Raw genomic sequence first — 13,768 nt, 5'->3', positions numbered from 1 at the left:
GGATGGCGGTTACTTATCCCTATCGCGCGCGGAGAGTTCGGACCGCTTTTTCTCTTGCTCAGCGATTGGCGGAACGAGGGAAGCTTCGCGCAAGGCATCGCTCAGCAGCTCTCGCTGATATGGTTCTTGGGACCAATCACCATCGCTGGGCTTGGTGAACTGGGTTCCGTAGATCTGCGGTTGCCCGATGGTCATGAGATAGCGGTCCAGGGTCGCGGCCGCGATCCACGTCGCCGTTTCTTTGCCGCGCGCCACTGCAACAAGCGCCAGCGCATGAGCCTTCAAGTAATCCGATGGCTCGCTGCCATGCTGGAAGACGAACGCAGCGTGGTAAAAGTCGTCGCCGCTGTGCAGTTGGCCTGCATCGAGCAGCTCCCCAACGCGCTTCCTGCGCGCTGCGTCCTCTACCGTGACGGTGGCCCAATCAATGTCCGACCCTTTCCGCGCGGCCTGATCCGCTTCGAAGATCGCCGTCATTTCCGGGTTGGTCGGCTGCTCGGCGGCCTGCGATCCGGTGTCATTGCTCGGCTCCTGCGCCGCAACCGGCGCTGCGAGCAAAAGCATCGATAACCAGGCCACCCTTCCAAGCATTACGGCTTACCTCCGCAAGACGCACATCGCGTCGATCTGCCGCCGGCCCTCACTCCTCCAGCTCGATGTCCCAGTAGAGCCAGTCGCGCCAGGTTTCGTGGAGGTAGTTCGGCGGGAATGCCTTGCCGCGTTCCTGCAATTGCCAGCTTGTCGGGCGGATCGGGCTGACGTGCGGCATGTGCGCCTGGCGGGGCGTGCGGCCGCCCTTCCTCATGTTGCACGGCGCGCAGGCGGTGATGATGTTTTCCCAGGTCGTCTTGCCCCCCAGGCGGCGGGGTACGACGTGGTCGAACGTCAGGTGCTGGGGACTGCCACAGTACTGGCAGGCGAAGCGGTCGCGCAGGAACACGTTGAAGCGGGTGAAGGCGGGGAATTCCGAGTGCTTCACGTACTGCTTGAGCGCGATCACGCTCGGGATCTTCATGTCGAGCGAGGGCGAGTGGACCTCCCGCTCGTACGTCGCGACCACGTCCACCCGGTCGAGGAAGATCGCCTTGATCGCGGTCTGCCACGGCCACAGGCTCAGCGGATAATACGAGAGCGGCGTGAAGTCGGCATTGAGGACGAGCGCAGGGCATGCCGACAAGCTGCGTGTCGGATCTTCTTCGGCGCTCCTGAATTGCGCCGCCCGTTCGATCAGTTCGGCCTTGAACACCTTCGCGTGTCCTCCCTGATACGTCGGAAGGGAGCACTTGCCGCAAAACGCGTCAAGACTGTTACAGGGACCGAATCCACAAGCTTTTTTCGCGAGTCGCGGCATTCGCGCCACGGAGGCCTTCGCTGATCGTCACCCGGTTCGCCCCCAGTCCGAACGGCTCGTTGCATCTCGGGCACGCTTTCTCGGCCATCGTCGCGCACGATCTCGCCCGCGACCGCGGCGGACGTTTCCTGCTCAGGATCGAGGACATCGACGGCGCGCGCAGCCGGGCGGAGCTCGTGCAGGAATTCCGCTCCGATCTCGCCTGGCTCGGGATCGATTGGCAGGAGGTCGCTCCGCAATCGGCGCGGCTGGCGAGCTATGCCGCCGCCGCCGACCGGCTGCGAGGTGAGGGCCTGCTCTACCCCTGCACCTGCACGCGGGCGGAGATCGCCGCGGCAGCGAAGACCATCGGTCCCGAAGGGCCGGTCTATCCCGGAACCTGCAAAGGCCGCGCCGTCGACGCGAGCGAACCGGCCGCCTGGCGGCTCGACGTGGCGGAGGCTCTCGCGCGGACCGGACCGCTGACCTGGACCGACGAGCGCGCCGGCGTGCAGCAGGCCGATCCGGCGCGCCTCGGCGACGTGGTTCTGGTGCGCAAGGACCGCGAGACGCCGTCGAGCTATCACCTCGCCGCCACGCTTGACGACGTGGCGGACGGTGTCACGCTGGTGACGCGCGGGCGCGACCTGTTCGCCGCGACCCACGTCCACCGCCTGCTCCAGGCGCTGCTCGGCCTGCCAGTGCCGACCTGGCATCATCACCCGCTGTTGCTCGACCCGGATGGCCGCAAGCTGGCCAAGCGCCGCAACTCGCCCTCGCTTGCGGACCGCCGCCGGGCGGGGGAGGCCGGCCTCGCGCTCGCGGCCGATCTTCGTGCGGGCCGCTTCCCTGCTGGCATTTCGCTCGGCGAGTGACTAGGTTACGCAGATGACCACGTTCTTCGTCATCATCCTCGTCGTCCTCATGGGATTGGTCGTCTATTCGCTGGTGCGCGGCATCGTCGCGTTCCTGAAGAGCACCAAGATGGACCTCGAGCGCGAGGACACCGGCGGCGCGACCGAGATGCAGTTGATGCAGAACAAGATGATGTTCGCACGCATCAAGTACCAGGCGCTGGCCGTGCTGGTCGTGGCGGTCCTGCTCGCCGTCTCCAGCTAAGCGGCACCGGCCCCGCGCGTGGTCAAGCTCAACCGGATCTACACCCGCACCGGCGACGACGGCACCACCGGTCTCGTCGACGGCTCGCGTACGGCCAAGCACTCGCTGCGCATCGCCGCGATCGGCAAAGTCGACAGCGCGAACAGCGCGCTCGGCGTGGCCGCGGCCGCGCTCGGCGACGGGGAGCACGCGGAGACGATCTATCGCATCCAGAACGATCTGTTCGATCTCGGCGCCGACCTCGCGACGCCGGGTGAGGACTTCGTACCGTCGGAGATGACGCTGCGGATCGTGCAGGCGCAAGTCGACTGGCTGGAAGGCCAGATCGACCGCATCAACGCGCGGCTCGAGCCGCTCAAGAGCTTCGTTCTCCCCGGCGGCACCGAAGCGGCGGCCCGCGTCCATGTCGCCCGTGCTTCCGTGCGTGAGGCGGAGCGGGCAATGACCGCGCTGGCAGAGCGCGAGCCGGCCAACCCCGCAGCGCTGGCGTACGTCAATCGCCTGTCCGACTATCTCTTCGTTCTCGCCCGCGCGCTCAATGCGGATGGGCGGGGCGACGTGAAATGGGTGCCCGGCGCCAACCGCTAGCCAGCGTGCCGCCGAGCGGCTAACAGCCCCCTTCTGCTGCAACTGCGAAGGGCGTGTGCGATGCGAAAGGTCGGGATCATCGGGGCGGGCCAGATGGGCTCCGGCATAGCGCAGACGGTCGCGCGGCGCGGTATCGAGGTCCTTCTCGCGGATGTCGATCTGAGTGTCGCCGAGAAGGCCAAGGCGGGAATCGACCGCACGCTCGGCAAGCTCGTCGGCAAGGGCAAGATCGAGATTGCCGAAGCGGATGCAGCCCTGGCGCGGATCACCCCCGTCGCCGGTTACGAGACCATGGCCGATGCCGAGCTGATCATCGAAGCCGCGACCGAGCGCGAAGAGATCAAGCGCGCGATCTTCGAAGCGGCAGGCAAGGTCCTGGCGCAGGACGCGATCCTCGCCAGCAACACCAGCTCGATCCCGATCACCCGCATGGCCAACTGGTCGCCCGATCCGGCGCGCTTCATCGGCCTCCATTTCTTCAACCCCGTGCCCGTAATGGGGCTGATCGAAGTCATCCCCGGTCTCGCGACCTCCGACGCGACGACCGCCCGCACCCGCGCTTTCGCTGAGGAACTGGGCAAGGAAGTCGTGCTCTCGCAGGACGAGCCGGGCTTCGTGGTCAACCGAATCCTCCTGCCCATGCTCAACGAGGCGGTGTTCGTGCTCGGTCAGGGCACGGCCAGTATCGAGGATATCGACAAGGGCTGCCGGCTCGGCCTCAACCATCCGATGGGGCCGTTGCAGCTTGCGGATTTCGTCGGCCTCGACACCTGTTTCGAGATCATCCAGGTGCTCCACAAGACCACCGGCGATCCCAAGTATCGTCCGGCGCCGCTGCTGGTGAAATACGTCGAGGCCGGCTGGCTCGGCCGCAAGACCGGCCGCGGCTTCTACGACTATTCGGGCGAAGAAGCCGTTCCGACGCGCTGAACGAAGGAACGGCCGTCCCGCGCCGCCGTTGCCCATGCGAAGGAGAATTTCGCATGGCCGACAAACCCGTGAAGAGTCAGGAAGAGCGCCAGGCCGACCTCGCGCCCGAGACGCACAACGCCGAGCAGGACGATCACGGCGAGCAGACGCAGGACGTCGCGGAAGATGCGATGAAGCCATCGGAGCGCAGCCCGACCGAGAGCGAGAAGGATGACAATTTCAGCGGCCTGATGAACGATTCGACGCAGGACATCGTCGATCATATGCGCGATATGGAAAGCTCGGGCCGGATCGACATGGACGCCTATCGCGGCGAGCCCAACCACGACGACAACGTCGACAAGTACGGTGAGGCGCACAAGCCCGACGGCCTGCGCGGCGACGGGACCTAGCTCGACAGGTTGCCGTCGTTCAGCAGCCACAGTCCCGCGATCAGAATCCCCGAGCCGAGCATCACCGCAAAAGCCAGCAGCCGGAAATTGGGTGAGGATGCGTGCTCGATCGAGTGCGGGTGAAGCCGTTCGAGCGTGCGGCAGGCGCGGCGCTGGGCGGTGAACGCCAGTGCGGCTCCCGCGGCGATGAACAGCGATGCGATCGCCTTGGCCAGCCAGAGCGGCTGGAAGTCGCCGAACAGCGCGTGAAAGCCGACACCGATGCCGATCGCGGCGAAAGCCGTGCGGATCCATCCGGCGAAAGTCCGCTCCATCGCCATGATGTTGCGGTCTTCGGCGTATTTTGTGCGCTCGACCGCGAGCTCGCTACGATCCGGGTCCTTCGACATCGTAGGGCACCATAGGCGCGTCCTCCCCAGCTTCAAGAACCAGGCCGTCGTCCGGCCCTTCGTGCACGATAGGGGGCGTGGCGTCGAACCCCTGCGTATCGTCGATCAGTTCGGCATCCGGCGTGAAGCTTCCGCCGTCCATCGGCCCGCTGAACTCGCGTTCAGGCGGGGCACGCTCGGGTTCCGGAACGCCCTCGGGCATCTCGATCGGTTCGGACGGGCCGGGCTCCCCGGCGCGTTGCCGGTCGGCCATCCGGTCGAGCAGCCCGCCGTCGCCCTCGCTGCCCACCAGCGTAGCGGCGGCAAGCAGGATCAGCCCGGCCAGGGCGAGAGCCGCCCATCGGTTGCGGAACGGGTCGAAATACATCGCGCGGGAGCGGATAGCGCCGAATGTTTAAGGTTCGGTGGAGGCCGCATCCTGCTTGAGTGCGTAGAGCGCATCGAGCGCGTCGCGCGGCGAGAGGGCGTCCACGTCGAGCTCCCGCAAACGGTCGCGCAGGGTGTCGCGGTGCTCCTCCTGCACGGCGCTGGCCGCGGCGAACAGCGGCAGGTCGCCGAGCCCCGCAGCAAGCCCGCCGGTTTCGGCGCGCCCCTTCTCCAGCCGGTCGAGGACCGACTTCGCCCGGGCCACGACCGCGTCCGGCACGCCCGCAAGCCGCGCCACGGCAAGCCCGTAGCTGCGGTCCGCCGGCCCCCGGGCCAGTTCGTGCAGCAGCACCAGATCGCCCTTCCACTCGCGCGCGCGGACGTGGTGGAGGCTCAGCGCCTCGCAGCTCTCCGCGAGGCGCGACAGCTCGTGATAGTGCGTTGCGAAAAGGCAGCGGCAGCGGTTGGTCTCGTGCACCGCCTCGACCACGGCCCAGGCGAGCGCAAGACCATCGTAGGTCGAGGTGCCGCGCCCGACTTCGTCGAGGATGACGAAGCTGCGCTCGGTTGCTTGGCTGAGGATCGCGGCGGTTTCGACCATCTCGACCATGAAGGTCGACCGGCCGCGCGCGAGGTTGTCCGACGCGCCGACGCGGCTGAACAGGCGGTCGACCAGCCCGATCCGCGCGGCCGCAGCGGGCACGAAGCAGCCCGCCTGTGCGAGCAGCACGATCAGCGCGTTCTGCCGCAGGAAAGTCGACTTGCCGCCCATGTTGGGCCCGCCGATCAGCCACAGCCGGTCCTGGTCGTCCAGCCGGCAGTCGTTGGCGACGAAGCGCTCGCCACCTTTCGCCAGCGCCTGCTCGACAACCGGATGGCGGCCGCCGACGATCTCGAGGCAGCGGTCCTCCAGGATCTCCGGCCGGCACCAGTCGCCCTCGGCCGCGCGCTCGGCATTGCCTGCCGCGACGTCGAGCCGGGCGAGGACAGCCGCGGTCGCCGCGACCGCCTCGCGCGCGTCGATCACTGCGGCGGTGAGCTCCTCGAAATGCGCCTCCTCGGCTGCCAGGGCGTGGCCCCCCGCTTCGGCGATGCGCGCGGCTTCCTCGTGCAGGCCGAGCGAATTGAAGCGCACCGCGCCGGCCATGGTCTGGCGGTGGATGAAGCCGCTGTCGGAGGCCATCAGCGCATCGGCGTGCTTGGCCGGCACTTCGATGAAGTAGCCGAGCACGCCGTTGTGCTTGATCTTGAGCGCGGCGATCCCGGTTTCCTCGCGGTAGCGGCCCTCGAGCGCGGCGATCGCGCGGCGCGCGTTACCGGACGTCTGCCGCAGCTCGTCGAGCGCGGCGTCGTAGCCTTCGGCGATGAACCCGCCGTTCTGCCGCTCGGTCGGCGGAGCGGGCACGAGCGCGCGCTGGAGGAGATCGACCAGCGCGCCGTGTCCGCCCATGGCCGGCAGCAGCCGTTCGAGCAGGGCCGGCCGGTCGGGCTTGCCCTGCAGATGATCGCGAATCCGCCGCGCCTCGGCGAGACCGTCGCGCACCTGGCCGAGATCGCGCGGGCTGCCGCGTCCGGCGACGATCCGGCCGAGCGCACGGCCGATGTCGGGCAGGGCGCGCAGGACCTCGCGCAAGTCGGCGCGGAGCAGCGGATCGGCATGAAGCCAGCCGACAAGTGCCAGCCGCGCCTCGATCGCGTCGCGATCGGTTAGCGGCGCGGAGAGATCGTCGGCCAGTTGCCGCGCGCCCGCCCCGGTCGCGCAGCGGTCGATTGCGGCGATCAGGCTTCCCTGCCGCCCGCCGCGCTGGGCCTCGAGGATCTCGAGGCTCGCGCGGGTCGCCTCGTCCATTGCCATGGCCGAATCGCTCTCCCGCGCGACCGGCGGCAGGAGCAGCGGCAGCTTGCCGCGCCCCGCGTGATCGAGATAGGCGAGCAGCCCACCCGCCGCCGCCAGCATCGGCCGCGTGAACGCGCCGAACCCGTCGAGCGTCGCAACCGCGTGCACCGCCTTGAGCCGCGCCTCGCCCGCGTCGCTCGCGAAGTCCTGCCGCGCGCGCTCGATCGCCTCCGCCGGCCGCGCGTCCCAGTCCTCGGGCGCGACGACTTCGCTCGGTTCCAGGCGCGCGAGCGCGGCGCCGAGCCGGTCGGCGGCGCATTCCTCCAGTTCCATCCGCCCGGTCGAGATATCGACCGCCGCAATGCCGATCGTGCCGCGCAGCTCGCATACTGCGACGAGCATGTTCGCTCGCCGCGGCTCCAGCAGGGCCTCCTCGGTCAGCGTTCCGGCAGTGACGAACCGCACGATGTCGCGCCGCACCAGCGCCTTCGACCCGCCGCGCTTCTTCGCCTCTTCGGGTGTCTCGACCTGCTCGGCGATCGCCACACGGCAGCCGGCCTTGATCAGCCGCGCGAGATAGCCTTCCGCGGAATGGGCCGGCACCCCGCACATCGGCACCGCCTCCCCGCCGTGTTCGCCGCGCGTGGTCAGCGCGATGTCGAGGATCGCGGCGGCCTGCCGCGCATCGTCGAAGAACAGCTCGAAGAAGTCGCCCATGCGGTAGAACAGCAGGCAGCCTTCGGCCTCGCGCTTGAGCGCATGGTACTGCTCCATCATCGGGGTGGACTTGCCCGCCATCGAGAGGGGCCTAGCGCCGTCTCCGGCGATTCGGGAAGGGGAGCGGGGCGCCTTTCCCCTACCGCTCGCGCGGCGAGTGTGTTTAAGGGGCGCCACAGTTCAGGAGACACGCACTTTGGCCGAGGAAAAACAGGCGAGCTTCACCGCGCGCGAGGCGCTTTTCTACCACGAGACGATCCGGCCGGGTAAGATCGAGATCATCGCCTCGAAGCCGATGGCAACCCAGCGCGACCTCAGCCTCGCCTATTCGCCCGGTGTCGCCGCGCCGGTGGAGGCGATCGCCGAAGACCCCGCCAACGCGGCCCGCTACACTGCGCGTTCGAACCTTGTCGCCGTGATCTCCAACGGGACCGCGATCCTCGGCCTCGGCAATCTCGGCGCGCTCGCCTCCAAGCCGGTGATGGAAGGCAAGGCGGTGCTGTTCAAGCGCTTCGCCGACGTCGATTCGATCGACATCGAGCTCGACACTGAAGACCCGGACAAGTTCATCGAAGCCGTCGCGCTGATGGAGCCGAGCTTCGGCGGCATCAATCTGGAAGACATCAAGGCGCCCGAGTGCTTCATCATCGAGCAGGCGCTGCGCGAGCGGATGAACATTCCGGTCATGCACGACGACCAGCACGGCACTGCGATCATCGCCGCCGCGGGCCTGATCAACGCCTGTTACCTGACCGGGCGCGATTTCAAGGACGTGCGGATGGTGGTCAACGGCGCGGGCGCCTCGGCGCTCGCCTGCACCGCACTGATCAAGGCGATCGGCGTGCCGCACGATCATGTGATCGTCTGCGACCGGTCGGGCCCGATCTACCGCGGCCGCGCCGATTCGATGGACCAGTGGAAGAGCGCGCACGCGGTCGATACCGATGCGCGCAGCCTGGAGGAGGCGCTGATCGGCGCGGACATCTTCCTCGGCCTTAGCGCCGCCGGCGCGCTCAAGCCGGAATGGGTGGAGGGGATGGCGGAACAGCCGATCATCTTCGCGATGGCCAATCCGGTGCCCGAGATCATGCCCGACGAGGCCAAGGCCGTGCGCCCCGACGCGATCATCGCTACCGGCCGCAGCGACTTTCCGAACCAGGTCAACAATGTGCTCGGCTTCCCCTTCATCTTCCGCGGCGCGCTCGACGTGCAGGCGACCGCGATCAACGAAGAGATGAAGATCGCTGCGGCACGTGCTATCGCCAAACTGGCGCGGGAACGCGTGCCGGACGAGGTGGCCGCGGCCTACGGCAAGAACCACGCCTTCGGGACCGACTACATCATCCCCGCGCCGTTCGATCCGCGGCTGATGGAAGTGGTCTCCTCCGCGGTCGCGCAGGCCGCGATGGACACGGGCGTTGCGCTGGCGCCGATCGCGGACATGAACGCCTACCGCATGTCGCTGAAGGCGCGGCTCAACCCCACGACTTCGGCGCTGACCAACACATACGAACTGGCCCGGGCCAATCCGAAGCGGGTCGTCTTCGCCGAGGCGGAGGAGGATGTGGTGCTGCGCGCGGCGATCCAGTTCCGCGATTTCGGCTACGGCACGCCGGTGCTCGTCGGCCGGACCGAGAAGGTCAGGGAGAAACTGATCGAGCTGCAGGTCGACGATCCCGACGAGTGGGAGATCCAGAACTCGGCGGATTCCGAGCACGTGCCGCAGATGGTCGATTATCTCTACCAGCGGCTCCAGCGCAGAGGACGCACCGAACGCGACGTGCGCCGCATCGTCAACCAGGACCGCAACGTCTTCGCCGCGCTGCTGGTCGCGCTCGGGCACGGCGACGCGATGATCTCCGGCCTCACGCGCACGTTCTCGCAGACCGCGCGCGAAGTGAACCTGGTGCTCGATCCGAAGCCGGGGCAGGTGCCGTTCGGCATCCACATGATGGTCGGCAAGAACCACACGACCTTCCTTGCCGACACGACGATCAACGAGCGGCCGACGGCGGAGCAGCTTGCGCACATCGCGCGCGAGACCGCGGCGGTCGCCCGGCGCATGGGCCACGAGCCGCGCGTGGCGTTCCTCTCCTACTCGACCTTCGGCAATCCGCCGGGGCAGTGGCTGGGCAATATCCGCGAAGCTGTGGCGGTGCTCGACGCGGAGCAGCCCGATTTCGAGTACGAGGGGGAGATGGCGCCCGACGCGGCCCTCAACCCCAAGGTCATGGCTCTGTACCCGTTCAGCCGCCTGTCCGGCCCGGCCAACGTGCTGATCATGCCGGGGCTGCAATCGGCCAACCTCTCGGCCAAGCTGCTGCGCGAGCTGGCCGGCGATGCGACGATCGGCCCGATGCTGATCGGCATGGAAAAGCCGGTCCAGATCGCCCCGATGACGGCCATCGCGCCCGACGTGCTGACATTGGCGGTGCTGGCGGCGGCCGGGGTCGTGGGATGACGGTTTAGAAGGCGATGAGGCGGCCGGCGACGATCGCGGCGGTCCATAGGGCTATCGACAGCGCTGCGGAGCTCCGCAGGCGCCAGCTGGCCGGGGCGTCATCGCGGACGAGCGCTTTCCACGCTGCGCTGCGGTGGAGCAGGAGCGCGTGCGCGGTGCCGAGGCCGACCAGCGATACTTTCGTCAGGAAGGCGGCGTTGGCGGCGTAGTCGAACGGCTCTACCGTGAAGAGCAGGAACCCGGTCAGTACCGCGAGCACGAGGCCCGAGGCGGCCACGCGGGGAAGGGCGAGCGCGAGCGGCCGCACCGGTATCGCCGGAAACGCGCCGAGCAGCCTGAGATCGAGCGCGAGGATCGACCCGAACAGCGCCGCCAGGCCGAGGATGTGCGCGGCGTTGACCAGCGGATAGACGTAGCGCCAGGCCGCGAGCGCTTCGGCCAGGGGCGAAGCCTCGAGCCACGCGAGCGCCGCGTCGATCATCGTGTGCGGATCAGTCCGCCGGTTTCAGCGTCTTGGGCCGGTCCGGATAGACGTCGTAGGTCTTGCCGTTCACCGTGATCGTCTCTGCCTTGAACACCAGCTCTCCGGCGTCGCGCGAGCGATGGCCGGTGAACGTCGCCTTGTCGCCCGGCTTGGCCACGCCCTTCACGAAGCCCGCTCTCGTGGAGGCCGAGGGCGGGGCGAGGTCGACCTCCCACACCCCCTGCGCATTGCGCAGCTCGAGACTGGCGTGTGGATTGCCGTAGTTGATCGATACGATCGTGCCCGAGAGGCGGCTTTCCTTCTCCTCGGTCCAGTTCCATCCGTGATGGGCCATTGCCGCGGCCGGAATCAGCAGCGCGGCCGCCGCGAGGAGCTTGAGGGGGCGCAAGTTGAGCATGACGTCTCTCTCCAGTCGGTCGCCCGACCGATAGCAGAAATTTGGCGCCATGTCCCGGCCGCGTTGCGGTGCGCCGCCGGCTGCCGAGAGTCACCGCCGCCGATAGCGGAAGTACCAGACCTCATGGCCGTAGACGTCGCGGGCCTTGGCTTCGTAGCGGGTTTCGCACCAGCCGCTCGGGCGATTCTGCCAGCTTTCGGGACCCTCCACGACCCACTCGAACGCGTCGGTATGACGGCGCATGACCATCAGCGCGTGGCGCAGGTAGACCGGATGGTCGGTGCCGAAGCGGAACTCGCCGCCGGGTTTCAGCTTGGCGGCGATCATCTCGACCGGGCCGTCGTTCATCATCCGCCGCTTGGCGTGGCGCGCCTTGGGCCAGGGATCGGGGTGGAGCAGGTAAAGCATCGTCAGCGCCCCGTCGGGGATGCGCGAGAGCACTTCCAGCGCGTCGCCATGATGCAGCCGCACGTTGGCAACGCCGCCGTCGCGCACATGGACGAGCGCCTGGGCCACGCCGTTGACGAAGGGTTCGGCGCCGATGAAGCCGTGATCGGGCAGCAGATCGGCGCGGTAGGCGAGATGCTCGCCGCCGCCGAAGCCGATCTCGAAGTGAAGCGGGCGGTCGTGGCCGAACAGCCGCTCGGCCGTCACCGGTCCCTCGGCCGGCACCGCGATCTGCGGCAGCAGCTTTTCGACGAGCTCGGCCTGCCCCTTGCGCAGCGGCTTGCCCTGGCTGCGGCCGTAGAGCCGGTTGAGCGTGGTCGGGTCGCCGGGCTTGTTCGCGGTCATGCCGCGCCCGATAGCGGGGTGCGGTGAGGAGGGAAAGGCGTCAGGAAAGCGCCGTGTAGATCCCGTAGGCGCTCGTCACGGTCAGCGCGGCGCCGACCATGATCAGCATGAGCTTGGGGCTGAAGTACTTCGCCGCGAATGCGCCGAGCGGGGCCGCGGCGATGCCGCCGATCAGCAGGCCGAGCGTGGCCCCCGCGAGGTCGGCAACGCCGAGGTGGAAGATGAAGGCCGCCGAGATGGTCACCGTCAGGAAGAATTCGACCGCGCTCACCGTGCCCACGACCTTGCGCGGCTCGGCGCCCTGGATGAGCAGGTTGGAGGTCACGATTGGCCCCCAGCCGCCGCCGCCGGCTGCGTCGAGGAAGCCGCCGATCAGGCCAAGCGGCGCGACCCGCTTCGCCTCGCGCACCTTCGGGGGATAGAGCAGGCCGCGCACGAGCAGGTAGAGGCCCATCCCGGCGAGATAGGCGAGCACGAAGGGCTTGATCACCGAGGCATCGATCGAGGTCAGCAGGTAGGCGCCGGTCACGCCGCCGATCACTCCGGGGACGAGGAGGCGGAAGAAGAGCCGCTTGTCGATATTGCCGTGAAGCAGGTGGCTGATCCCACTGGTCGCGGTGGTGAAGCACTCGACGATATGGACCCGCTGCGAGGCCTGCGCCGGCGGCAGGCCGAGCACGCCGACCAGCATGGTATTGGTGATGACCCCGAAGGCCATGCCGAGCGCTCCGTCGATCAGCTGCGCGGCGAAGCCGATCGCGATAAAGGGCAGAAGCCCGGTGAGATCGATCCCGAACAGTTCCATCGCGGGAGGCCTTTCTGCCGCCGATATGTCGCGCCGCTAGAACCGCCGATGCACGCTGGCGAGTGGGAAAATGCTACGCCCCCGCGAAGAAAAGCGCGGGATGGGTGTTGGTCCGCGACCGGACGGAACGCCTGGGATGTCCTTGAAAGTGGGGGAGCGGGGTGCACCATTGCCCCTCCGTCAGACGCCTGCGGCGTCTGCCACCTCCCCACTTGTGCTGCGCAAAAATGGGGAGGATCAAAGTCCCGGTTCGCGACCAGCGGACCGAAGGGCGATCGCCCGCTCGCAGGCGCCCGGTAGCGGAGCGGAAGGGTCAGCCGCGAGGACGCACGCGCGGATGCGCGTGCGAAAACGGATTACGCCGCTTCGGCCTGGCTTTCGGGATCGCGCAGCACGTAGCCGCGGCCCCAGACGGTTTCGATGTAGTTCTCGCCACCGCAGGCGTGGCTGAGCTTCTTGCGCAGCTTGCAGATGAACACGTCGATGATCTTGAGCTCGGGTTCGTCCATCCCGCCGTAGAGGTGGTTGAGGAACATCTCCTTGGTCAGCGTGGTGCCCTTGCGCAAGCTGAGCAGCTCGAGCATCGCGTATTCCTTGCCCGTCAGGTGCACGCGGGCGCCGTCGACCTCGACCGTCTTGGCGTCGAGATTGACCGCCAGCTTGCCGGTGCGGATGACCGACTGGCTGTGGCCCTTGCTGCGGCGGACAACCGCATGGATGCGCGCGATCAGCTCTTCGCGGTGGAAGGGCTTGGTCACGTAGTCGTCGGCCCCGAAGCCGAAGCTGCGGATCTTGCTGTCCATTTCGGAGATGCCCGACAGGATCAGCACCGGCGTCTGCACTTTGGCGACGCGCAGCTTCTTGAGCACGTCGTACCCGTGCATGTCGGGCAGGTTCAGGTCGAGCAGGATGATGTCGTAATCGTAGAGCTTGCCGAGATCCAAACCCTCTTCGCCGAGATCGGTCGAATAGACGTTGAACCCTTCGGTCGTCAGCATGAGCTCGATGGCCTTCGCCGTGGTCGGCTCGTCCTCGATCAACAGTACGCGCATGGGTACCCCCCTTTTACCCTCGCCCGGCGCGGCCCCGCCGCTGCCCGAAGGTTCTAGCCCGTTATTAACCACAAGAGATATGAATGGAAAAGGTTAATACGTTCTAAAC

At 67.7% G+C, this 13,768-nt stretch carries 16 protein-coding genes; 6 read left to right on the top strand and 10 right to left on the bottom strand.

Going from position 1 to position 13,768, the window contains the following annotated elements; genetic code table 11:
* Positions 1 to 9 precede the first annotated feature (9 nt).
* Both AC3A5N_RS04660 and AC3A5N_RS04655 read right to left on the bottom strand, forming a co-directional pair.
* Positions 10 to 564 carry a hypothetical protein gene (locus AC3A5N_RS04660; RefSeq protein WP_487736129.1) on the bottom strand — a complete coding sequence of 185 codons (555 nt, stop codon included), beginning with the start codon at positions 562 to 564 and terminating at the stop codon, positions 10 to 12.
* Positions 565 to 640: 76 nt separating this feature from the next.
* On the bottom strand, positions 641 to 1,246 hold the full coding sequence (locus tag AC3A5N_RS04655) for an HNH endonuclease (RefSeq protein WP_487736128.1): 606 nt from the start codon (positions 1,244 to 1,246) through the stop codon (positions 641 to 643).
* Positions 1,247 to 1,371: 125 nt separating this feature from the next.
* Here AC3A5N_RS04655 and gluQRS point away from each other — a divergent pair, with 125 nt between their 5' ends.
* Genes gluQRS through AC3A5N_RS04630 form a run of 5 tightly spaced genes read left to right on the top strand, consistent with a single transcriptional unit; the run spans position 1,372 to position 4,359 of the window.
* Entirely contained in the window at positions 1,372 to 2,205 is an 834-nt protein-coding gene (gene gluQRS, locus AC3A5N_RS04650) for a tRNA glutamyl-Q(34) synthetase GluQRS (RefSeq protein WP_487736320.1), read from the top strand.
* Positions 2,206 to 2,218: 13 nt separating this feature from the next.
* Positions 2,219 to 2,449, top strand: a complete 231-nt coding sequence (locus AC3A5N_RS04645; protein WP_487736127.1) for a hypothetical protein — start codon at positions 2,219 to 2,221, stop codon at positions 2,447 to 2,449.
* An 18-nt stretch (positions 2,450 to 2,467) separates the two neighbouring features.
* Complete coding sequence (locus AC3A5N_RS04640; protein ID WP_487736126.1) at positions 2,468 to 3,037, top strand: cob(I)yrinic acid a,c-diamide adenosyltransferase; 570 nt, start codon at positions 2,468 to 2,470, stop codon at positions 3,035 to 3,037.
* Between the two features lie 60 nt (positions 3,038 to 3,097).
* Positions 3,098 to 3,967, top strand: a complete 870-nt coding sequence (locus tag AC3A5N_RS04635) for a 3-hydroxybutyryl-CoA dehydrogenase (protein ID WP_487736125.1) — start codon at positions 3,098 to 3,100, stop codon at positions 3,965 to 3,967.
* A 53-nt stretch (positions 3,968 to 4,020) separates the two neighbouring features.
* Positions 4,021 to 4,359 (top strand): hypothetical protein, encoded by a 339-nt coding sequence (locus tag AC3A5N_RS04630; protein WP_487736124.1) that lies wholly within the window; start codon positions 4,021 to 4,023, stop codon positions 4,357 to 4,359.
* Here the strand turns inward: AC3A5N_RS04630 and AC3A5N_RS04625 are convergent.
* Genes AC3A5N_RS04625 through mutS form a run of 3 tightly spaced genes read right to left on the bottom strand, consistent with a single transcriptional unit; the run spans position 4,356 to position 7,749 of the window.
* The gene (locus tag AC3A5N_RS04625; RefSeq protein WP_487736123.1) at positions 4,356 to 4,748 is read right to left on the bottom strand and encodes a YidH family protein; all 393 of its coding nucleotides are present in this window, start codon (positions 4,746 to 4,748) and stop codon (positions 4,356 to 4,358) included. The genes AC3A5N_RS04630 and AC3A5N_RS04625 overlap by 4 nt on opposite strands.
* A complete protein-coding gene (locus AC3A5N_RS04620; RefSeq protein WP_487736122.1) occupies positions 4,726 to 5,115 on the bottom strand; it encodes a hypothetical protein in 390 nt (129 codons plus the stop codon). Before AC3A5N_RS04620 ends, AC3A5N_RS04625 begins: the two co-directional genes overlap by 23 nt.
* A 27-nt stretch (positions 5,116 to 5,142) precedes the next feature.
* Positions 5,143 to 7,749 (bottom strand): DNA mismatch repair protein MutS, encoded by a 2,607-nt coding sequence (gene mutS / locus AC3A5N_RS04615; RefSeq protein ID WP_487736121.1) that lies wholly within the window; start codon positions 7,747 to 7,749, stop codon positions 5,143 to 5,145.
* A gap of 115 nt (positions 7,750 to 7,864) precedes the next feature.
* Between mutS and AC3A5N_RS04610 the strand changes: the two genes are divergently transcribed.
* A complete protein-coding gene (locus AC3A5N_RS04610; protein ID WP_487736120.1) occupies positions 7,865 to 10,129 on the top strand; it encodes an NADP-dependent malic enzyme in 2,265 nt (754 codons plus the stop codon).
* A gap of 4 nt (positions 10,130 to 10,133) precedes the next feature.
* Here AC3A5N_RS04610 and AC3A5N_RS04605 read toward each other — a convergent pair whose 3' ends face one another.
* The 5 genes from AC3A5N_RS04605 to ctrA all read right to left on the bottom strand — a co-directional run bounded on the left by AC3A5N_RS04605 (position 10,134) and on the right by ctrA (position 13,659).
* Positions 10,134 to 10,610, bottom strand: a complete 477-nt coding sequence (locus AC3A5N_RS04605) for a hypothetical protein (RefSeq protein WP_487736119.1) — start codon at positions 10,608 to 10,610, stop codon at positions 10,134 to 10,136.
* 10 nt (positions 10,611 to 10,620) lie between these two features.
* On the bottom strand, positions 10,621 to 11,061 hold the full coding sequence (locus AC3A5N_RS04600; protein ID WP_487736118.1) for a DUF6152 family protein: 441 nt from the start codon (positions 11,059 to 11,061) through the stop codon (positions 10,621 to 10,623).
* A gap of 39 nt (positions 11,062 to 11,100) precedes the next feature.
* Complete coding sequence (gene trmB / locus AC3A5N_RS04595) at positions 11,101 to 11,802, bottom strand: tRNA (guanine(46)-N(7))-methyltransferase TrmB (RefSeq protein ID WP_487736117.1); 702 nt, start codon at positions 11,800 to 11,802, stop codon at positions 11,101 to 11,103.
* A gap of 40 nt (positions 11,803 to 11,842) precedes the next feature.
* A complete protein-coding gene (locus AC3A5N_RS04590; protein WP_487736116.1) occupies positions 11,843 to 12,607 on the bottom strand; it encodes a sulfite exporter TauE/SafE family protein in 765 nt (254 codons plus the stop codon).
* 356 nt (positions 12,608 to 12,963) lie between these two features.
* On the bottom strand, positions 12,964 to 13,659 hold the full coding sequence (gene ctrA, locus AC3A5N_RS04585) for a response regulator transcription factor CtrA (RefSeq protein WP_119511842.1): 696 nt from the start codon (positions 13,657 to 13,659) through the stop codon (positions 12,964 to 12,966).
* Positions 13,660 to 13,768 lie beyond the last annotated feature (109 nt).

It is taken from the genome of Pelagerythrobacter sp. Soil_C_18 (assembly GCF_057657235.1).
This window is presented reverse-complemented; position numbering and strand designations above follow the sequence as displayed.